The organism is Bifidobacterium tissieri, assembly GCF_002259645.1.
GTDB lineage: Bacteria > Actinomycetota > Actinomycetes > Actinomycetales > Bifidobacteriaceae > Galliscardovia > Galliscardovia tissieri.
On record NZ_MWWV01000006.1, the window covers coordinates 81,677 to 98,003 of the forward strand.

Consider the following 16,327-nt stretch of genomic DNA (forward strand, 5'->3'; position numbering starts at 1 on the left):
CCGCAGCGGTGTACAGGCGACTGCGGCCAGCGGCTGGAGAGACTGCTGAGCCTGTTCAGTGCATGAGCTCATCGGTGTCGTAGTTGATCGTCACCGGCCCGTCATTGGTCAGACTCACCTGCATATGCGCGCCGAAACGGCCTTCCTTGACGGTCAGTCCGTAGGAGGCGAGTTCACGGTTGAAATCATGCCAGACCTGTTCGGCGTGATGAGGCTCTCCAGCCCCGGTGAATCCGGGACGGTTGCCGCGGCGCACATCGGCGAACAACGTGAATTGCGAGATGGATAATACGGAGCCTCCAACATCGAGAATCGACTTGTTCATCTTGCCGTTGTCGTCCTCGAATACGCGAAGATGAGCGATCTTGCGGGCCAGCCATGCCACCTGATCGGGGCCGTCTGTGTCGGCGACGCCGACCAACAGCATGAATCCCCGATCGATCGACTGTGGAATGAAGGGCTCCTCGTCATCGGACTCGGGAATGACATCCACCGCGGCCCGACTTACTTTCTGCACTACGATACGCATGCCAGTCAGTGTATGCCGTGCCATGCGACATGCATTCGGAGGACGTGGGGCCGGTTCGGTTGTCCGACACGACGGTCGTCCGGATGATATGCCAAGGGCCGGTGGACGCTGATCGGCGTGTTCACCGGCCCTTGCTTATTGACGACTATCGTTGCAATGCTGACGATACTGCCGTCGTCGTTACGATTGTGGTCTGATTCCGCAGACCCTATCTGGACCTTACTTGGAACGAGACACGAGCTCGGCCTCGATCTCCTCAAGCGACTTGCCCTTGGTCTCGGGGAGGCACTTCGCGACGAACGGGATGGACAGCACGGCGAACGCGGCGAAGATGGCGAACGGGCCGCCCACGTTGTTGTGGAACGCGGCAAGAAGCATCAGGAAGAACTGGGAGACAATGAAATTACCGATCCAGTTCGCGGCTGAGCCGATCGAGGTGCCGATGCCACGCACGGACAGCGGGAAGATCTCGCCGATCATCACCCAAGCCAGCGGGCCCCACGATACGGCGAAACCGAGGATGTAGATGGCGATCAGCACCATGGTCGGGATGGCGGCATGGCTGACATCGCCGAGGAAGTTGAGCAGGGCGAGCGCGACCAGCGACACGGCCATGACGATGGATCCGAAGAACAGCACGGTCTTGCGGTTGAAACGATCCATGAAGATCGTTGCGACGATGGTGGAGACGAAGTTGACCACGCCGATGCCCACCGACACCCAGATCGCCTGATCAGCCGGGAAGCCGAAGCCCTTGATGAACACCTGGGGCAGGAAGTAGATCACCGAGTTGATGCCCACCAGCTGCTGGAACAGCATGATGCCGATGGCGGCGATGATGGCCGGACGGGCGGTGGTGAACAGCTCCTTGACACTGCCCTGCTTCTGCTGCTGTGCGCCTTCGGCACCGGCGACGCGCTTGATCTCATCCAGTTCGGCGGTGACTTCGGTGGCGTCCATGTCTTTACGGATCAGCTGCAATACCTTGAAGGCGTTGCGCATATCGCCCTGCTTGACTAGATAACGGGGGGACTCAGGCAACAGGATGCCGCCGATCAGCAGCAATGCGGACGGAATAAGTGCGGAACCGAGCATCCAACGCCAGTCGCTGAAGCCGAGCAGGTTGTGGTTGAGGAAGCTGAGGTTCGACACATAGGCCAGCAGAATGCCGAACGTGACCATGAGCTGGAACAGCGTGGACAGGGATCCGCGGTGTTCCTTGGGGGCGAGCTCGGCCAGGTAGGCCGGCGTAAGAGCGGATGCGGCACCTACGGCCAGACCCAGCAGAATACGGGCGAGCACCATCCACACGAAGCCGGTCGCCGTGGCCGACAGGCCGGAACCCAGCAGGAACAGAATCGCGGAGACGATGAGCAGCTTCTTGCGGCCGTACTTATCGGACAGACCGCCGATGGTGAGTGCGCCGATCATCGATCCGATCAGCACCGACGAGGTAATGAATCCGGTCTGCGCCGCATTCAGCGAGAACTCGGATTCGATCAGTGGCGAGGCACCGGAGATGATGCCGGTATCGAATCCGAACAGCATGCCTCCCAGCGCTCCGAATATGAAGATGAACGTGTTATTAAGTGGGAATCGCATCGAATCTCCTTTGTCTCGGTCCTTCCACTTCCGCTGTTCCGATCCGGCGAACCGACCGGAAAACAAAAAAAGACCTGAGACACGGCTTTACGCCGTGCCTCAGGTCTTGCCTCGTTTTACCAAGTAGCAACCCTGCTGATCAAAACAACTGATTTGGAGCATAGACGCAAAATGAACATTTGGCAAACCGGATGATTCCGCATGGTTTTAAACCGCTGAAATTGCAACAAAAAAAAATTGCAACAAAAAAGCCATCCAGATGGTGTGTCTGGATGGCTTTGCTTGTGGAGTCGCCGGGAATTGAAAACCATTCCCCGGAGCGCAATGATTCCAACAGCTCTCGGGGATAGGTGTTCGCGACGACGTACTAAACGACGTACTAGAGGAGACGTCGAACCTCTTCGCGGATCTGATCGGCGTACCCATAGATCCCGGCCGGCGATTCGATCGGAACACGTTCGCAGTTCCTGCTCTCGTCGAAAAGCCCAAGATACTTCTGCCGAGTGTTAAAGAACAAGCGCACCACGGGCTTGCGGTTGTTGTCGTCCAGCAGAATGGCGCAGTAGGACTTCGCATCGCGCATCGTGACCCTCTCCGGATCGACCTCGCTGCACGCGATCGCCTGCACAATCCGGTATGCCGCAATCTCCTCCTCCGTCGTCACGATACCGTCGTCGGGCTCCTCCTGGGCCGCGGGTTCATCCTCTGCGGACGGCGTCTCGGTTATCTGCGTGCCGGCGTCGATCTTCAAGTCCTCGGCGCCGAGCGCGGTCTTCAGACGGTCGTTCACCTGGTCATTGAGATAGCGTTTCAGGGCCTTGTCGACCAGCGGCCTGAACTTCTCCATGACCTGCTGGCGGAAGGCGCCATCGTAGACGTGTCCGGCGAGCAGTTTGACGAAATCATCCGACGGGGTCTTGAATTCGTCGCTTACCGCGCGCTTCAGTGCGCCGACGTACTTCAGCTCCTCGGCGCTGCTGGCAATGGAATCGATGTCGAACGCCGGTTTGGTCAGCTTGTTGAGCTCGGGCAGTACCGTCTCGTCGATGTCGAGCAGGTCGAGCACGAGGAACGGCTTGGAATCCATGCGGTTCGGTTCGTCGATGTCCATGTAGAAGTTCCACACCTGGCCATTGGTCAGCACGCCGATCCGGGCTCGCGTCGTGGCGAAGTACCGGTACAGCTGGCTTGCGTTCTCCAGAGTGAGCGGTGCTCCGATCTTCTTGCATTCGATGAGGATCTGCACCTGATCGTCGAGGACGAGCGCGTAGTCAACCTTTTCGCCCTTCTTCACGCCGACGTCGGCGGTGAACTCGGGGACGACCTCGCGGGGGTTGAATACGTCATAGCCGAGCACCTGTCCGATGAACGGCATGATGAACGCCGTCTTGGTTGCCTCCTCGGTTTCGAGGCTGTCCTTCAGCTCCTTCACCTTCGCGGCTACCTGATTGATGGCTTCGTTGAATTCCATGGTTCCCTTTTGTTTCTGTGGATCGGTATTGGTTCGATTCTACGTCGCGATAATCTCCGATCGGCTTAAATCCGCTTTGTTCGAATGCGAAACGATGGTTTGCGTGGTAGACCAGTAACCATGACATCGAACATGCGTGCCAATAACGGTATTGGACACCCCACAGGGTGAACGTGCGTTCGATCGTGTGGGCACAGAAAAAAGGCGACGCCCAGATTGGAAGCCTGACGCCGCCCCAGTGCAGCATTGCCCAACGAAAGGAGCCGGACATGCACTAGACTAGATCATTCCTTGACTCTTTTTGACGCAGCTATATAGATGGCAAGCGCGGACGTTGCGAACACATCGGCTATCCGGTCCACGTCGGACGTGGTGAACGGGGCCTCATACCTCATCCGTTTGTACCAGTAGTTCGAAGAGAATCCCGATTCCTCGAAGAATCTCAACGCCGACATGTCGCTTTGTCCCAAGAGATCGCGCGACACGTCGATAATCGCTCTGCTCATTGGCGTTACTTCATCTTTGCTGTTTCTGCCCATGTACCCAAAATTATACTATTTAGGTAATTTTTGCAACAATCTACCTATCTGAGTTGACAGACTGTATCTAAATAGGTAGAGTGAAGCTATCGAGATCGAAAGGACATCGGATGAACACATCCAAGCAAATCGCAGCGGGCATCTCCGCCGAGCTGGCTCGCAGAGGCCACAGCAAGCGCGAGTTGGCTGACGTGTGGGGGGTGACCCAGCAGACCGTTTACAGCAAACTGGCAACCGGGATGCTCACCACCGACGAAGTGGACAAGGTGGCACAGTTCCTCAGCATCTCATTCGTGGATTTGGTTAAGGCATCCTTGATGTTGGCTGATTCCCGCATGGGGGTAGCGGCATGATCGGCGACACATCGAACGCCCCTCGTTTCCATTGGCAGATCGACGACAGTGGCGATTACGTGACCGTCTACACGGTCGTGACCCGGCAGATCGGCCTGTTGAGCATGAAACGCTCCGGTGATGGTTGGATGATCGCGGTCGGCCCGCACGGCGACTGGAGTCGAACGTACGACACGGAGACGTTGCGCACGATCGCCGAAACGATCCTCAAAACCATCGACAACGACACTGATTCCGACAACTGAACAATGCTTCCCTGTGGTCGCATGACACCACCCGTGTCCACGTCTCAACGCCCGCTTACCGCATACCGACGTGGATCCGATAGGGGATATGGCCCGAAACCGGCATTGCCTTGATCTCTTGGACCACCCACACATTTTGGGAACAAGGATACCGGCGGACGGCCGCCTAGCCTGCGGGGATCGTCGTGGTTTCGGATCGGTTTGCTCCACGACCTCCCGGCCCCATTCCGATGACTTCCCTTGCTTCGCGTCGGAATGGTCCCGGTTCGACTCCGGGCGCAGGCACGCAGCAATGCAAACAAAAAGCCCCCGCTGCAACCGGGGGCAGTGAAATCAAACACCAATTCAGGAGGATATCACCATGAGTCAACCAATGGAACCCCTCGCGGTCAAACGACACGAGGCCGCACGACTCCTCAGCGTCAGCGTTGAAACCCTCGACAGTCTCATCCGCAGCGGATCCATCCGCGCCCGCCAGCAGCGTGGAAGCCGCACCATCCTCATCAGCGTCCAAAGCATCCACGAATACCTGGGCGACATCAAACAGCAGAGGGGAGGCCGTCGATGAACCCCCAGTTCGCACCCCTGAACCCGCCGAAACCACCGACCAGGAAGAGCGCCTCGTCCAATTACAGGCTCACCCGTTGGACGCGTTACGGGAGGATCCTCACCGGAATCGGCTACCTGCTCGTCATCCTGCTCGGCGGGCTCCTCGCGCTCCTCGCCCTCGCCGGCCTCGTCTGGAGCGTCTGGCTGTATTTCCACGGTTACCAGCCGTGGGAGGCCTACGCGATCGGCGTCACCGCATTCCTCGGATTCGCAGGAATCTGGGCATGGAAGGGCGACGAAATATAAGCAACAAAACCACAGGAAAACAAACAGGAAATAAAGGAGAAAAACCATGGCTAAAATCCAGCATATCGAACCGGATGATCTGCCTGAAAATGTCAGGAAGGCATTCGACGAATTTATCGAGGCGTTCAAGTCCGATAAGGACCAGTTGAAGCGTCTCCGCCGCACGGGGGTGGGCGACGATCTGGAGTTCGCCGAGGATGACTTCCATTACTCCATCGCCCAGCTCGATAACATCTATCACGCCATCGGCGAGACCATGGATGATCGCTGGGATGCCTGCGACTATGCGGCCGTGGCCCGGTTCGCCAATCTGCTGCGCGACGTGGTCAACACCGCGCAGGCATTCACCTACGACTACAGCAACAAGACGTCGGGGGAGCCGCAATGGTAAGCGAGAAACCCTATACGGTGATCAGATTCACCGGGAACAATGCAACCATCAATCAACTCTGGCATGAGGCTCGCAACAAGGGGGTCGGCGGATCCGATGTCGCGAAAATTATGGGCATCAGCTCCTTCGGGACTCCGAAAGATGTATGGGATGAAAAAACTGGGCGTGTTATCCCCGAAGACATCAGTGACAAGCCCGCCATTCTCGTTGGCAACGCACTTGAGGACGTCGTACGTAAATGGTTTCAGCGGCAACACCCGGAACTTGAAGTTCAGCAGGTCCACGGAATGCTCCGCAGCAAGACACGCCCATGGGCTCAGGCATCGTTAGACGGACGCTGCCGAGTGCTCGGAACAAAACGCAATGACCCAGCCAATTATGCAGTCCTGGAATGCAAGACGTGCTCCGAATTCAGGGCCGCTGATTGGGAGGACGGCGTACCCGACTACTACCTCACTCAAGTGACGCACTATCTTAGCGTGACAGGCTGGCCAAAAGCCTACGTCGTAGTACTCATCGGCAACCGTGAATTCAGAGAATTCACGGTGGAACGTGACGAGCAGGACATTGCCGCGGTCGATAAGGCGGTGGACGACTTCTGGCATCTCGTTGAGACCAACCAGATGCCGCAGCTCACCGGCACGGACGTGGACCGAGTCCAGGAACAACAGCCCTACCCGGAGGGATTCGAGCAGGTCGAGGACACGGACTTCGACCAGCTGTCTGCCCTGTACGACAGTTACGCGCAGGCCGAATCGGACGCGCGTAAATCCAAGGCGAAGATCGCCGACCGGTTGAAGCAGCTCGTCGGAGGGGACCGCGAGGGTCTGGTCTCACCCCACTGGCAGGTCGGCTACCGAACCATCCATTTCAAGGAGCAGGCGGCGCGTCCGGCGAAACCCGCGTACGACCAGCGTCGCTTCTACGTCAAACAACTCAAGGAGAACAACTAATGGGACAGCTCGCACAGGCCACGCAAGGCCGACAGCTCACCGCCAACACCACGGAGCGCGACATCAGGGACATGGTGCGCGCCTCATGGCCGCAGATCCAGCGCGTCATCGGCGGCAACCTCAAGCCCGACATGCTCCTGCAATACTGCATCAGCAGCATCAACCGCGAACCCGCATTGCGCAACTGCACACCGGTAAGCGTGCTCTCATGCTTCATGCAGTGCGCCGCCCTCGGATTGAAGCCCTCCAACGTGGATGGTCTCGGACAGGCGTACATCCTCCCCTACGGCAATAAGAACCATCAGGGAGGCCAGCCCGACGCGACATTCGTGATCGGCTACAAGGGCATGCTCAAACTACTCGAAAACTCGGGTATCTACGCGCAGCCGGTAGCCGTCTACGAGGACGACGGCGTGAAACTCAGGATGGACGCGAAGGGCACGCCCTACATCGAATGCCCCGACGAGATCAACCTCGACGCCGATCACTCGCCCGGCAAGCTCAAGTTCGTGTTCCTCAGCATCGACCTGCCCAACGGCGGCACCTACGCCGCCTACATGAGCCGCAAGGATCTCGAAGCGTACCGTGACCTGTACGCGCCCCGCTCCAAGCGACGCGGCAACGCGATCAGCGGACCATGGGCCACGAACTTCGTCGAAATGGGATTGAAAACGCTGATCCGCCGCAGCTTCAAATACCTGCCAGTCAGCGTCGAAGCCAAGACCGCCACCACCGTGGACGAGACCACGCCCGACTATTCCGACGTGCTCACCCCGCAGATCACCGACGCCATGACCACCGTCGTGGACACCACGCCCGACAACGAATCCGAAGCGGAACCGGAGTCGGGGGAGTCCGCGCAGGCCGACCAGCGTGAGGCGAAACTGTCCGACCTGATCGACCGGTTCAAAGCACTGGGCGTCGCGTCCGAACAGGAGGCATGCCAGACCGTATCCAAGATCGTCAACCGTCCCGTCAGCGCGTTCACGGACATGTCGGAGGCGGAGATCGACAAGGTGCTCAATGATTTCGACCCCGTTCCCGACACCGCGAAGGACGGTGAGTAATGGCGGTAAACATCTGCTTTCAGGGCAACGTGGGAGGCGAACCCAACACGCGCACGTTCAACAACGGTAGCAGCGTGACCACGTTCAGCGTCGCCGTCTCGCAGGGCTATTTCGATGACACGCACCAGTGGGTTGACCTGGGCACGATGTGGATCGACGTGGAATGCGCGCCCGGCGCCGCGAAACAGCTCCCATTCGTGCATAAGGGTGTCAGAGTCCTTGTCTACGGCCTGTTGTCGCAGCGTTTCTGGGCCGACAAGCAGGGTGCGGAGCGCAGCAGTCTCCGCTGCTACGCGCAGGCACTCGGATTCATCAACAAACCACAGCAGCAGGGCCAGCCGGCACCCGCACAGCAAGCCACCACCAGTGGCGACCCATGGGCCGCCGACAACGGCGATTATGCATTCTAAGGAGGAGATCATGGCAGACAAGCAGAAGAGCCCATGGACTCTACTGTCCGTGAACCCGCACGTGAACCTCACGGTCAGTGAGATCGAATCCGGCTTATCGTTCGACACCCGGCTCACCGTCCGCGTCCGACTCAACAGTGACTATCCCGACAGCGTGCTCGCATGCATGCTGTGGATGGCCGGCCGCTATGTGTTCAACGGCATGGAGGAGCTCGACACGTTCCGTGACGATTTCGAGAACCACCCCAGTCAACGCTGGCAGGGGATCATCGACCAGTGGCCGCTCGTGTTCGGCCCGACCGAAACCGCACTCAAAAAACTGTTCGCCTCGGCGAAACCCGCCGTGAAACGACCACCATGGTCGAAATGCCCGCGCTGCGGCGCCGCGATCTTCGGCTGCGTGGAGGGCATGACCGACATCGAGGAGATCGAACGCCTGCTGAAGAACACGCCGGCACCATACTGGTGCCGCTCCTGCGGCCAACGCTTCAAATTCACCGGCAACTGGCTCTCCTGCACGGACGAATTCACCGTCGAGGAGACCATCGAATCCATCAAGCACGTGTTCCCCACCCAGCAGCCATCATTTGACACACTGCAGATCGAAGCGGGGGAGGAACACGATGACTGATTGGAGACTCGTCGAGGAGACGCCGGACGGCATGGACGACGACGTGTGCCCCGACTGCGGCAGCCCGTTGGACTCGCTCGGCCGATGCCCCTACTGGCGTGACCGCGCCTACGACGAATACGGACTTGAACCATAAGGGGCAGGACATGACACGCAGTAGGACCAGTGCGAAAGCAGCCGGGCAACGCCTCGAAACACAAATGGAGCAATGGCTCCAGTGGGCGTTCCAAGATGATCGCATCGTCCGCTCACGATTGCACGGCAAACACGATCAGGGTGACATCGTCGGACTCCGATTCGACGGTGACCGCGTGTGCATCGAATGCAAAGCCACACGCAACGGCAAGGACGGCGCGCCCCGCGGCGTCGTCAAGGAATTCGGCGAGGCCATCACCGAAGCCGGCAACATCGACAGCCCGTGGCCCGTCCTGATCAAAAAACGAGACCAGGTGGGCGACCGGCTCGTACGCAACGGCGGCAGTCAGCTCGGCATCATCCTCGAAAACGACTACTACCGTCTCTGCCGGCACAACATGACGGGATTCCGCCCCTCGCTGATCCAGCCTACGCAGGCGATGATCGCCAACGATCTCGTCGGCATGCCCTGCAGTAGTCTCTTCAGACTGTTCAACCATGGGCTGCCGTTGGGCCCGGAGTAGACCAATGCCGCGCACGCCGAAATCCTATGTCGGCTCACGAACCCCGTGGGCCGACAAACCAACCAGAACGAAAACCGTGAAACCAGCCAAACCGGCGTTCAGCATCGAGGACGCCGTCAGACTGGACCCGGAATTGCGGCTGATGATCGACCGCATGAGGAAAGGAACATGGCATGGCCGATAGGAAGGGCTACGCCCGCCTCAGCAATGGTTACTGGCAGGACAAGGGCATCCTTAAGCTGCGCCGCCGTAATCCGGCCGCCGCGCTCCTGCACGTGCTTGCCATCAGCTGGTGCTCCGATCATGCGACCGACGGCCGGATCGACGAGGACACGCTCCTTTACGTGCTCGGCGCCACCGAACAGGACGTAGTGGATCTCGTCGCATCCGGCATGCTCCAGCCAGCCGAAGACGAACCCGGCATGTATGTGCTGCGCAACTACCTCGGGCCCGACACCAGAGCCTACATCCCTGATTCAATCCGCCTGGCCGTGTACTCGCGGGACGAGTGGAAATGCCTCCGATGCAGGAGCGCCGAGAATCTGTCGTTAGACCATGTTCATCCGTGGTCAGACGGCGGTGTGGATTCCATCGAGAATTTTCAGACATTGTGCCGGTCCTGCAACTCCTGGAAAGGTACACGGGAAATCGACTTCAGGAAAAAGGTGCTGTGATGGCGAAAAACAATATGGAGACGTTTGCGAAGATCAGCACGCGCCTGTGGCAGAACGAGAAGGTCCGGACTCTCGCGATGGAACATCCGTCCGCGTTCGCCGTATGGACTTTCGCGATTTCGTACTGCGCGGGAGAGCTGAACGACGGCGAACTGTCACGCTTCCACTTGAAGTGCCTGCTCGGAGCCTCCGATGAGGACATCGACGCACTCATCGACGCGCACCTGTTGGATAAGCACGAGAACGGAACCCTATGGCTGCACGATTTCGTCGAGGCTCAGGGACGTTCCCGCGCGGACGTGGAGGCGGCCAAGGAGAGGAAGGCCGAGGCCGGCCGCCAAGGCGGCAAGGCATCCGGCGAATCACGCTACGCGAAGCAACCGGCAAGCAAACCGAAGCAGCCGCGAAGCATCAGTGAAGCAGAACCGAAGCAGCCGCGAAGCATCAGTGAAGCAGAACCGAAGCAGCCGCGAAGCAAAACGAAGCCAGATACAGATACAGATACAGATACAGATACAGATAAGAATTCTTCTAACGAAGAATTCTCCCTCCCCCAAACCCCCTCCGTCGAGGGGGCCGGCGAGGAGGAGCAGGAGACCGAGGCCATCCGGGAGAACACGGCCGATGATCATGCGATCAGCTTCGAGCAGGCGCAGGAGATCGTCCGCCGTGTACGCGAGTTCTACCCGGCGGTGAAGTTCCGCGGCCGCTCGTATGAGCCGGGCATCATCCTGCAGTCGGACGCGATCCTGCGCGTCGCCGGCAGCCAGCCGGACATCGTCGACTGGTTCGTGGCCCGCTGCCGCGCGTACGTCGAGCATCAGTCGGAGCCGCGCTATGTGACGGAGTTCGCGACCTACGTGCGTGGCGGCGGCCCGTCCGGCAAGCGCCCCTACTGGGAGATCGACTGGGCGTCGCAGCCCATGCCCGTGGATCCGCGGCAGGAGGCCGAGGCCAAGCGGCACGAGCGCAACATGCGCGACGTGGACTACCTGTGCCGGCATTGGCGGGACGAGGAATGCCAGCTCGCCGCCCTGGAACTGCCCGAGAAGGCGCAGGCATTGGCTCGTGCACGCTATCCGGACGAGTGGTACAAGCTGTGGCGTCGCGGCACCAAACTCAAGGAACGCGAAAAACAGGCCGCCAAGACGCCGGCAGACGCGCACCCTAATACTTCTACCGGAGTGCCATAAAAACCGCTTCGCGCCATCATTACGTGAAGATTTGAGGCATGCAAGCACAACAGGAAAGAACACGAATGAACCCACTAGACACACCCGACTGGCTGCTCGACCTCGCCATCCAAGCCATGCAACAACTCCACCTAACCAACCAAACCCCGGCCGAAGCATGCGTCCTCGGATACATCTCCGGCTGGATGACAGCCCTCGACTGGACCCTCGACCAACTCCAAGGAGACCATGATGACGATGCGTGACGGACTCTACCTCGACGCGTTCGGCGACCTGTGGATCATCGCCGACGACACCGCCCAACTCATCCGCGAAAACGACAAATGGATGACCAGCGGCGACGCCAGGCACGGCAGCACCAACCGCGTCTACCCCTGCAAAACCAACGATCCCAAGTTCACCAGCCGCGCGCCCCACACCAGAATCGAGATCCAATGAACGTCAGCGAATCCATCAACTGGCAGTCCCTGACCGCCGAACAACTCGACGGGCGACGATTCATCGCCCGCACCTGGACAGGCAGCGTCGTCGACAGCCGCCTGACCATCCACCACATCGGCCCCATGACCATCATGACCGACCAGGACTTCCAAATCCCCATCATCCTGATCGGCGCCCCGACCCAGCCAAACACACTCGGACTCACCCTCCGATCCATCAACGTACTCAGGGAAAGAAGCCAGTCATGACGGTGAAGGCATACACGCGGGAAATGATCATCAAATGGCATCGCAACCACTACACGATCGACGAGATCGCGCCCCTCATCCCATTCGCCACACGCGAGGAGATCGAAGCCATCATCGCCACATACGAAACCCAACGAGAGGGCCGCCAATGAGCACCCCCACGGCAAAAATCATCACCCGCCGACAACTCACGGACGCACTGCAGAACCAACTCGACAACCTCGACCTGACCATCGTGCCCAACCAGTGGACGGACGACACGTACACCAGCGAGGACGTGAAGGCGCTCGCCGACGCCGTCTACGAGGGCACCGGCATCGAGACCGACGTCACGACACTCGTCGAGACGGGCGACATTCCCGGGGAGGCGGTATGAGCATCTTCACCACACGTGACGAGCAGGTCAGCCTGTCGAGCATCATCCACGACTATGCGCACGCGTTCGCGTCGGATCCCGACGACATCGACCTGCGCCGGCACAGGATCACCGCATGGCTCGCCCGGCATGATCATACGATCGCGCAGACCGTGGGAGCCAAGGCATGGGCCGAGGGAGTCATCTACGGGATGAACGCCGTCCGCTCCGCAGCGAACGACGCGCGAGTCGACCCATTGCTCGAGAACCCCTACCGGGACGAGGAGGAGGGATCATGATCATCGCACTCACCCTGCTGCTTTTCATCCTGCTCTGTCTCACGGTCGGGCTGCCCACCTTCCTGCTTGCCAACAGGTATGCCGAGACCCCAGGGCATCCGGGGGGCGACGACCTGTTCACCGCCTTCATCATCGTCTGCGCCTTCGAGGCCGTCATCGCGGGGCTGCTGTTCGTCTGCTATCAGGCAGCAGCATGGCTGTTGCCCCTGCTCACATGAAAAAAAGGGCCTCACACCCGACAGGGCATGAGGCTGGGAATCCGCACAATCCAGTCTACCAACCGTCGGAATGAGAGGCCTTTTCGTGAACACCTGCCGTCACTGCCACACCAGCATCGACCCGGACCACACGCTATGCGAGACATGCGAACTACGCTTCTGCATGCTCCTGCTCCGCCTCGCATGCGATCTCGCCCCACTGCGTGCAGCACTGGACGCCACCATCCACCCCGGAGGCCACCAGCCGACACGAGCCAAAAACGCCGTACCACCCACGCCGATCAGGCTCGACGTGCTCGACATGCTGGACATCCTCGACTCGACCATCTACGAGCTCGCCCGCAGACTCGACGGCACCGACGCACACCCCGACGCCACCGACACGCCGCCGCGCGACCTGCACACCACGCTCCTGCACTGCGCGGGACACCCCAGACTCGCCACCTTCCCGGACGCCGGCCTCTACCTGCACGTCACCGAACGACTCGCCAGACAGGCGGACATGATCCTCGACCCACCCACCCCCGGACGCGAGATCGGCCCATGCCCAACCTGCGCGACCATGCTCACCGCCGGCGAGCGCGACCAGTGGGTCACCTGCCCCACCTGCGGGAGCGTCGAACGCGTACGCACGGTGAAGATGCGACGGTTGGAACGCCTGTGCTTCGACGAGTCGAAGCGGGGGACTCCGGCCATGGTGGCACGCGCGTTCATGGACGCCGGCATCCACGTGCGACGCAACACGATCAGCCAATGGGCGAGACGTGGACGGCTGGCCGCGGATGATGATGGGCTGGTCGCGTACTGCGACGTGTACCGGCTGCTGCGCGCACCCCACGAAATTGTCTAACGACAGGGGCGTTATCATTCGCCGGGACTTGTGTTTTCGGCGACTGTCACCGATAATTGCAGTGGGACTAGTGGGTCCGATGGGCCCAATGAGTAGTCTCTCTTCCTTTTCTCACGAGGGAAACTTCCGTTTCGCCCCCGCCAGGCAGCCGCCAGCGGGGGCGAACACGTATCACCATGAATCTTTTTCCAATGATGGGGGAGTCATATGAGCATCCTGTACGCGCATGCCGTCAACGATCCGGACCATATGCCGGACAGCCAGCACGTGGAGACCGTCCAGTTCGTCGACGCCGACCTCTCTCAACTCACACGTGCCGCATCCCCGTCGGCAGTCAGCGGGGACGCGGCACGGCTACTCATTCCTTCGGGCGTTTGCGCGGCCTGCCGCCGCCGACACCACGGCCGGGACGGTTCGCGTTCCATTCGTCGATCGTCTCGGGAAGCCAGCCGCGCGTGCGGCCGATGGTCGCGTCCGGTTCGGGGAGTTTGAGGTTGAGCAGACCGCCGCTGGTGATGCCGAGGCGTTCGGCGGCCTGCTTGACGCCGAGGTATTCAGTCGCCATCGTTTATCCTTCCCGCCAGATATCCCAGCACGCCCGCGCACAGGCCGAACACCCCCGCAGGTATGGTCCGGGATGAGACGGCCAGCATGAGGCTGACGACGCCGAACATGAGTGCGATGATTCCTATCTTGCCGTTCATGATGTTCCATGGAATAGTTGGGAGTGGAGCCGTGGCTCCGGATAGTAGGAGTATCCGGAATCCACGGCTCTTTCTACCGCTTGCGCCGTTTATCCGACGGCTTTCGCGGCCTGCTCTTCGCGATCAACGCGACGGCCACGGCGGCGATGGGCGCGAGCGTCGCGCCCAGACCGGAGAGGAATTCCCCGATGGCCTTGAGCAGCTCCGTGATCTGTTCCATGTTCACCTCCTTTCCTTGCCCGACATATCTATAGTAACGCAATGACTATAGTTACGCAATTCGAAAGGCACTCGACACGCCGGTGATTCCAACGATTTCCCGGACCCTGCAACCAATGCGCCCGGCAGATCCGAACACCCCCTCCACCCCAAGGGGAGGCCCCATGCCCCACCGTCGCACGCGCTGGAACACCAGCGACAGAAGCGCCAGGCTGCCAAGCGACTGGCCGGTCATCCGAGCCAAGGTCAGGACCCGCGCCCACGGCCGATGCCAGGCAAAACATCATGCGCCGGACTGCGACGGCATCGGCACTGACTGCGACCACATCATCGCCGGCGACGACCACAGCCTCGACAACCTGCAATGGCTGTCGCACGCATGCCACAAGCTCAAGACCGAACGTGAGAACGCGCAACGCAACACACTCCGGACCGCGATGCGACGACACCCACGGGAGCGACATCCCGGAACAATCGACGTCTGACCTGCGGCCTAGAATGGCCCCTAGGCCGGTGGGGGAGGACTCCCCGGCTTGCTCGGTGGAACCGCCGGATAGCACCTCCGGTCATGCATGCGTCACAGGATGGGTTTTTGGCGGCCTTCGGTATTCTTTCGACCTTTGTGCCCGACCGGCTTTCAGGGCTCTGTTTTTGTGTGCCACAGGGCTGTTTTCGGCTTGTCCGTGGGTGTTTTTTCGTATCGCTGTTACGTTTTTCAGCGATGTTACAATTTAGGTAAAAAACTTGAAAAATATAGGATTTTAAAGTTTTTTAGCGGTGTTACGTTATATAATTGGGGTATGACGCAATGCGAATTCTGCGGGCAGGAGCTCGCCGAGAACCCAGGACGTGGCCGTAAACGCCGCTACTGCTCCGACGCGTGCCGTATGGCCTCCAGCAGGGCGCGCCGCAAGCCCGGAGTGCCCGCCGACATGGCCATGGCCGACAGGTGGGTCCGCTGGAAGCGCGTCACACGGGGCGACGGGACCACGAAACTGCCCGTCCGCATGGACGGAAGCCCCGCATCCAGCACCGATCCGGCCACATGGGCGACGCTCATCGAGGCCGAGGCGTCCACAGTGGGCGACGGCCTGGGGTTCGCACTCGGCGACGGATTCGCATGCATCGACCTTGACCACTGCTACGACAGCCGCAACCATCTCGCCGACTGGGCGAGGATGATCCTCGCCCCAGTCGAGGGGCGCACATACATCGAGATCAGCCCGTCGGGAGACGGACTGCACATCTGGGGCCGCGCCGCGGAGCGTACCGGAGTCAGGGTGCGCGGACTGATGAACGCCGAGGCCTACTCACGAGACAGGTACGTCACGTACACGGGCCGCGTCTGGCACGACAGCCCCGGCAGCCTAGCCGACCTGACGTTCCTGTTCGACGTCCTGCAGCGACTCGCATAACCACAG

29 protein-coding genes are annotated in these 16,327 nt (G+C 60.1%); 23 read left to right on the forward strand and 6 right to left on the reverse strand.

All coding sequences use genetic code 11. The features are described 5' to 3' along the window. Positions 1-55 precede the first annotated feature (55 nt). From dtd to BTIS_RS05400, 3 genes are all read right to left on the reverse strand, one after another. Entirely contained in the window at positions 56-529 is a 474-nt protein-coding gene (gene dtd, locus BTIS_RS05390) for a D-aminoacyl-tRNA deacylase (protein WP_094663397.1), read from the reverse strand. A 219-nt stretch (positions 530-748) separates the two neighbouring features. Beyond that, positions 749-2,131, reverse strand: coding sequence for a sugar porter family MFS transporter (locus tag BTIS_RS05395; protein ID WP_094663399.1), 1,383 nt, complete (start codon positions 2,129-2,131; stop codon positions 749-751). A gap of 379 nt (positions 2,132-2,510) precedes the next feature. After that, entirely contained in the window at positions 2,511-3,602 is a 1,092-nt protein-coding gene (locus BTIS_RS05400; protein ID WP_094663401.1) for a type I restriction enzyme HsdR N-terminal domain-containing protein, read from the reverse strand. A gap of 649 nt (positions 3,603-4,251) precedes the next feature. Here BTIS_RS05400 and BTIS_RS05410 point away from each other — a divergent pair. The 21 genes from BTIS_RS05410 (at position 4,252) to BTIS_RS05500 (ending at position 13,983) form a co-directional block, all read left to right on the forward strand. Further along, the gene (locus tag BTIS_RS05410; RefSeq protein ID WP_094663405.1) at positions 4,252-4,494 is read left to right on the forward strand and encodes a helix-turn-helix domain-containing protein; all 243 of its coding nucleotides are present in this window, start codon (positions 4,252-4,254) and stop codon (positions 4,492-4,494) included. Beyond that, positions 4,491-4,739, forward strand: a complete 249-nt coding sequence (locus BTIS_RS05415; RefSeq protein ID WP_094663407.1) for a hypothetical protein — start codon at positions 4,491-4,493, stop codon at positions 4,737-4,739. The genes BTIS_RS05410 and BTIS_RS05415 overlap by 4 nt, the downstream gene beginning before the upstream one ends. Before the next feature lie 361 nt (positions 4,740-5,100). Next, a complete protein-coding gene (locus tag BTIS_RS05420; RefSeq protein WP_143248880.1) occupies positions 5,101-5,307 on the forward strand; it encodes a helix-turn-helix domain-containing protein in 207 nt (68 codons plus the stop codon). Beyond that, entirely contained in the window at positions 5,304-5,594 is a 291-nt protein-coding gene (locus BTIS_RS05425; RefSeq protein ID WP_094663411.1) for a hypothetical protein, read from the forward strand. Before BTIS_RS05420 ends, BTIS_RS05425 begins: the two co-directional genes overlap by 4 nt. A gap of 46 nt (positions 5,595-5,640) precedes the next feature. After that, positions 5,641-5,985 (forward strand): hypothetical protein, encoded by a 345-nt coding sequence (locus BTIS_RS05430; protein ID WP_094663413.1) that lies wholly within the window; start codon positions 5,641-5,643, stop codon positions 5,983-5,985. Further along, positions 5,979-6,938, forward strand: coding sequence for a YqaJ viral recombinase family nuclease (locus BTIS_RS05435; protein WP_094663415.1), 960 nt, complete (start codon positions 5,979-5,981; stop codon positions 6,936-6,938). Before BTIS_RS05430 ends, BTIS_RS05435 begins: the two co-directional genes overlap by 7 nt. After that, the gene (locus tag BTIS_RS05440; RefSeq protein WP_094663417.1) at positions 6,938-8,005 is read left to right on the forward strand and encodes a recombinase RecT; all 1,068 of its coding nucleotides are present in this window, start codon (positions 6,938-6,940) and stop codon (positions 8,003-8,005) included. Before BTIS_RS05435 ends, BTIS_RS05440 begins: the two co-directional genes overlap by 1 nt. Beyond that, positions 8,005-8,415, forward strand: coding sequence for a single-stranded DNA-binding protein (locus BTIS_RS05445; protein ID WP_094663419.1), 411 nt, complete (start codon positions 8,005-8,007; stop codon positions 8,413-8,415). The genes BTIS_RS05440 and BTIS_RS05445 overlap by 1 nt, the downstream gene beginning before the upstream one ends. 10 nt (positions 8,416-8,425) lie before the next feature. Next, entirely contained in the window at positions 8,426-9,046 is a 621-nt protein-coding gene (locus tag BTIS_RS05450; RefSeq protein WP_094663421.1) for a DUF2321 domain-containing protein, read from the forward strand. After that, positions 9,039-9,182 carry a hypothetical protein gene (locus BTIS_RS11850; protein WP_158216851.1) on the forward strand — a complete coding sequence of 48 codons (144 nt, stop codon included), beginning with the start codon at positions 9,039-9,041 and terminating at the stop codon, positions 9,180-9,182. The genes BTIS_RS05450 and BTIS_RS11850 overlap by 8 nt, the downstream gene beginning before the upstream one ends. Before the next feature lie 10 nt (positions 9,183-9,192). Further along, the gene (locus BTIS_RS05455) at positions 9,193-9,705 is read left to right on the forward strand and encodes a hypothetical protein (protein WP_143248881.1); all 513 of its coding nucleotides are present in this window, start codon (positions 9,193-9,195) and stop codon (positions 9,703-9,705) included. 173 nt (positions 9,706-9,878) lie between these two features. After that, on the forward strand, positions 9,879-10,379 hold the full coding sequence (locus tag BTIS_RS05460) for an HNH endonuclease (protein WP_094663425.1): 501 nt from the start codon (positions 9,879-9,881) through the stop codon (positions 10,377-10,379). Then, positions 10,379-11,572 carry a hypothetical protein gene (locus BTIS_RS05465; RefSeq protein WP_094663427.1) on the forward strand — a complete coding sequence of 398 codons (1,194 nt, stop codon included), beginning with the start codon at positions 10,379-10,381 and terminating at the stop codon, positions 11,570-11,572. The genes BTIS_RS05460 and BTIS_RS05465 overlap by 1 nt, the downstream gene beginning before the upstream one ends. Positions 11,573-11,637: 65 nt before the next feature. Next, a complete protein-coding gene (locus BTIS_RS05470) occupies positions 11,638-11,817 on the forward strand; it encodes a hypothetical protein (RefSeq protein WP_094663429.1) in 180 nt (59 codons plus the stop codon). Further along, positions 11,801-12,010: a hypothetical protein gene (locus BTIS_RS05475; protein WP_143248882.1), complete on the forward strand. Its 210-nt coding sequence runs from the start codon at positions 11,801-11,803 to the stop codon at positions 12,008-12,010. Before BTIS_RS05470 ends, BTIS_RS05475 begins: the two co-directional genes overlap by 17 nt. Next, positions 12,007-12,261 carry a hypothetical protein gene (locus tag BTIS_RS05480; RefSeq protein WP_094663433.1) on the forward strand — a complete coding sequence of 85 codons (255 nt, stop codon included), beginning with the start codon at positions 12,007-12,009 and terminating at the stop codon, positions 12,259-12,261. Before BTIS_RS05475 ends, BTIS_RS05480 begins: the two co-directional genes overlap by 4 nt. After that, positions 12,258-12,413, forward strand: coding sequence for an antitoxin (locus BTIS_RS11685; protein ID WP_143248883.1), 156 nt, complete (start codon positions 12,258-12,260; stop codon positions 12,411-12,413). The genes BTIS_RS05480 and BTIS_RS11685 overlap by 4 nt, the downstream gene beginning before the upstream one ends. After that, a complete protein-coding gene (locus BTIS_RS05485) occupies positions 12,410-12,637 on the forward strand; it encodes a hypothetical protein (RefSeq protein ID WP_094663435.1) in 228 nt (75 codons plus the stop codon). Before BTIS_RS11685 ends, BTIS_RS05485 begins: the two co-directional genes overlap by 4 nt. Next, positions 12,634-12,915 (forward strand): hypothetical protein, encoded by a 282-nt coding sequence (locus BTIS_RS05490; RefSeq protein ID WP_094663437.1) that lies wholly within the window; start codon positions 12,634-12,636, stop codon positions 12,913-12,915. Before BTIS_RS05485 ends, BTIS_RS05490 begins: the two co-directional genes overlap by 4 nt. Next, the gene (locus BTIS_RS05495) at positions 12,912-13,133 is read left to right on the forward strand and encodes a hypothetical protein (protein WP_094663439.1); all 222 of its coding nucleotides are present in this window, start codon (positions 12,912-12,914) and stop codon (positions 13,131-13,133) included. The genes BTIS_RS05490 and BTIS_RS05495 overlap by 4 nt, the downstream gene beginning before the upstream one ends. Positions 13,134-13,218: 85 nt before the next feature. After that, positions 13,219-13,983, forward strand: coding sequence for a hypothetical protein (locus tag BTIS_RS05500; RefSeq protein WP_245819323.1), 765 nt, complete (start codon positions 13,219-13,221; stop codon positions 13,981-13,983). 358 nt (positions 13,984-14,341) lie between these two features. Here BTIS_RS05500 and BTIS_RS05505 read toward each other — a convergent pair whose 3' ends face one another. From BTIS_RS05505 to BTIS_RS11925, 3 genes are all read right to left on the reverse strand, one after another. Further along, complete coding sequence (locus tag BTIS_RS05505; protein WP_094663443.1) at positions 14,342-14,548, reverse strand: hypothetical protein; 207 nt, start codon at positions 14,546-14,548, stop codon at positions 14,342-14,344. Continuing rightward, positions 14,538-14,687 (reverse strand): hypothetical protein, encoded by a 150-nt coding sequence (locus tag BTIS_RS11920; protein ID WP_169713063.1) that lies wholly within the window; start codon positions 14,685-14,687, stop codon positions 14,538-14,540. The genes BTIS_RS05505 and BTIS_RS11920 overlap by 11 nt, the downstream gene beginning before the upstream one ends. A 73-nt stretch (positions 14,688-14,760) precedes the next feature. Next, on the reverse strand, positions 14,761-14,907 hold the full coding sequence (locus BTIS_RS11925) for a hypothetical protein (RefSeq protein WP_169713064.1): 147 nt from the start codon (positions 14,905-14,907) through the stop codon (positions 14,761-14,763). Between the two features lie 163 nt (positions 14,908-15,070). Between BTIS_RS11925 and BTIS_RS05510 the strand changes: the two genes are divergently transcribed. Next, positions 15,071-15,391 (forward strand): HNH endonuclease, encoded by a 321-nt coding sequence (locus BTIS_RS05510; protein ID WP_094663445.1) that lies wholly within the window; start codon positions 15,071-15,073, stop codon positions 15,389-15,391. A 315-nt stretch (positions 15,392-15,706) separates the two neighbouring features. Further along, a complete protein-coding gene (locus BTIS_RS05515; protein WP_094663447.1) occupies positions 15,707-16,321 on the forward strand; it encodes a bifunctional DNA primase/polymerase in 615 nt (204 codons plus the stop codon). Positions 16,322-16,327 lie beyond the last annotated feature (6 nt).

What these genes read in the sequence shown, in the direction of transcription:
- dtd (WP_094663397.1), bottom strand. Translation starts at nt 529, where the DNA reads ATGCGTATCGTAGTGCAGAAAGTAAGTCGGGCCGCGGTGGATGTCATT.
- BTIS_RS05395 (WP_094663399.1), bottom strand. Translation starts at nt 2,131, where the DNA reads ATGCGATTCCCACTTAATAACACGTTCATCTTCATATTCGGAGCGCTG.
- BTIS_RS05400 (WP_094663401.1), bottom strand. Translation starts at nt 3,602, where the DNA reads ATGGAATTCAACGAAGCCATCAATCAGGTAGCCGCGAAGGTGAAGGAG.
- BTIS_RS05410 (WP_094663405.1), top strand. Translation starts at nt 4,252, where the DNA reads ATGAACACATCCAAGCAAATCGCAGCGGGCATCTCCGCCGAGCTGGCT.
- BTIS_RS05415 (WP_094663407.1), top strand. Translation starts at nt 4,491, where the DNA reads ATGATCGGCGACACATCGAACGCCCCTCGTTTCCATTGGCAGATCGAC.
- BTIS_RS05420 (WP_143248880.1), top strand. Translation starts at nt 5,101, where the DNA reads ATGAGTCAACCAATGGAACCCCTCGCGGTCAAACGACACGAGGCCGCA.
- BTIS_RS05425 (WP_094663411.1), top strand. Translation starts at nt 5,304, where the DNA reads ATGAACCCCCAGTTCGCACCCCTGAACCCGCCGAAACCACCGACCAGG.
- BTIS_RS05430 (WP_094663413.1), top strand. Translation starts at nt 5,641, where the DNA reads ATGGCTAAAATCCAGCATATCGAACCGGATGATCTGCCTGAAAATGTC.
- BTIS_RS05435 (WP_094663415.1), top strand. Translation starts at nt 5,979, where the DNA reads ATGGTAAGCGAGAAACCCTATACGGTGATCAGATTCACCGGGAACAAT.
- BTIS_RS05440 (WP_094663417.1), top strand. Translation starts at nt 6,938, where the DNA reads ATGGGACAGCTCGCACAGGCCACGCAAGGCCGACAGCTCACCGCCAAC.
- BTIS_RS05445 (WP_094663419.1), top strand. Translation starts at nt 8,005, where the DNA reads ATGGCGGTAAACATCTGCTTTCAGGGCAACGTGGGAGGCGAACCCAAC.
- BTIS_RS05450 (WP_094663421.1), top strand. Translation starts at nt 8,426, where the DNA reads ATGGCAGACAAGCAGAAGAGCCCATGGACTCTACTGTCCGTGAACCCG.
- BTIS_RS11850 (WP_158216851.1), top strand. Translation starts at nt 9,039, where the DNA reads ATGACTGATTGGAGACTCGTCGAGGAGACGCCGGACGGCATGGACGAC.
- BTIS_RS05455 (WP_143248881.1), top strand. Translation starts at nt 9,193, where the DNA reads ATGACACGCAGTAGGACCAGTGCGAAAGCAGCCGGGCAACGCCTCGAA.
- BTIS_RS05460 (WP_094663425.1), top strand. Translation starts at nt 9,879, where the DNA reads ATGGCCGATAGGAAGGGCTACGCCCGCCTCAGCAATGGTTACTGGCAG.
- BTIS_RS05465 (WP_094663427.1), top strand. Translation starts at nt 10,379, where the DNA reads ATGGCGAAAAACAATATGGAGACGTTTGCGAAGATCAGCACGCGCCTG.
- BTIS_RS05470 (WP_094663429.1), top strand. Translation starts at nt 11,638, where the DNA reads ATGAACCCACTAGACACACCCGACTGGCTGCTCGACCTCGCCATCCAA.
- BTIS_RS05475 (WP_143248882.1), top strand. Translation starts at nt 11,801, where the DNA reads ATGATGACGATGCGTGACGGACTCTACCTCGACGCGTTCGGCGACCTG.
- BTIS_RS05480 (WP_094663433.1), top strand. Translation starts at nt 12,007, where the DNA reads ATGAACGTCAGCGAATCCATCAACTGGCAGTCCCTGACCGCCGAACAA.
- BTIS_RS11685 (WP_143248883.1), top strand. Translation starts at nt 12,258, where the DNA reads ATGACGGTGAAGGCATACACGCGGGAAATGATCATCAAATGGCATCGC.
- BTIS_RS05485 (WP_094663435.1), top strand. Translation starts at nt 12,410, where the DNA reads ATGAGCACCCCCACGGCAAAAATCATCACCCGCCGACAACTCACGGAC.
- BTIS_RS05490 (WP_094663437.1), top strand. Translation starts at nt 12,634, where the DNA reads ATGAGCATCTTCACCACACGTGACGAGCAGGTCAGCCTGTCGAGCATC.
- BTIS_RS05495 (WP_094663439.1), top strand. Translation starts at nt 12,912, where the DNA reads ATGATCATCGCACTCACCCTGCTGCTTTTCATCCTGCTCTGTCTCACG.
- BTIS_RS05505 (WP_094663443.1), bottom strand. Translation starts at nt 14,548, where the DNA reads ATGGCGACTGAATACCTCGGCGTCAAGCAGGCCGCCGAACGCCTCGGC.
- BTIS_RS11920 (WP_169713063.1), bottom strand. Translation starts at nt 14,687, where the DNA reads ATGAACGGCAAGATAGGAATCATCGCACTCATGTTCGGCGTCGTCAGC.
- BTIS_RS11925 (WP_169713064.1), bottom strand. Translation starts at nt 14,907, where the DNA reads ATGGAACAGATCACGGAGCTGCTCAAGGCCATCGGGGAATTCCTCTCC.
- BTIS_RS05510 (WP_094663445.1), top strand. Translation starts at nt 15,071, where the DNA reads ATGCCCCACCGTCGCACGCGCTGGAACACCAGCGACAGAAGCGCCAGG.
- BTIS_RS05515 (WP_094663447.1), top strand. Translation starts at nt 15,707, where the DNA reads ATGACGCAATGCGAATTCTGCGGGCAGGAGCTCGCCGAGAACCCAGGA.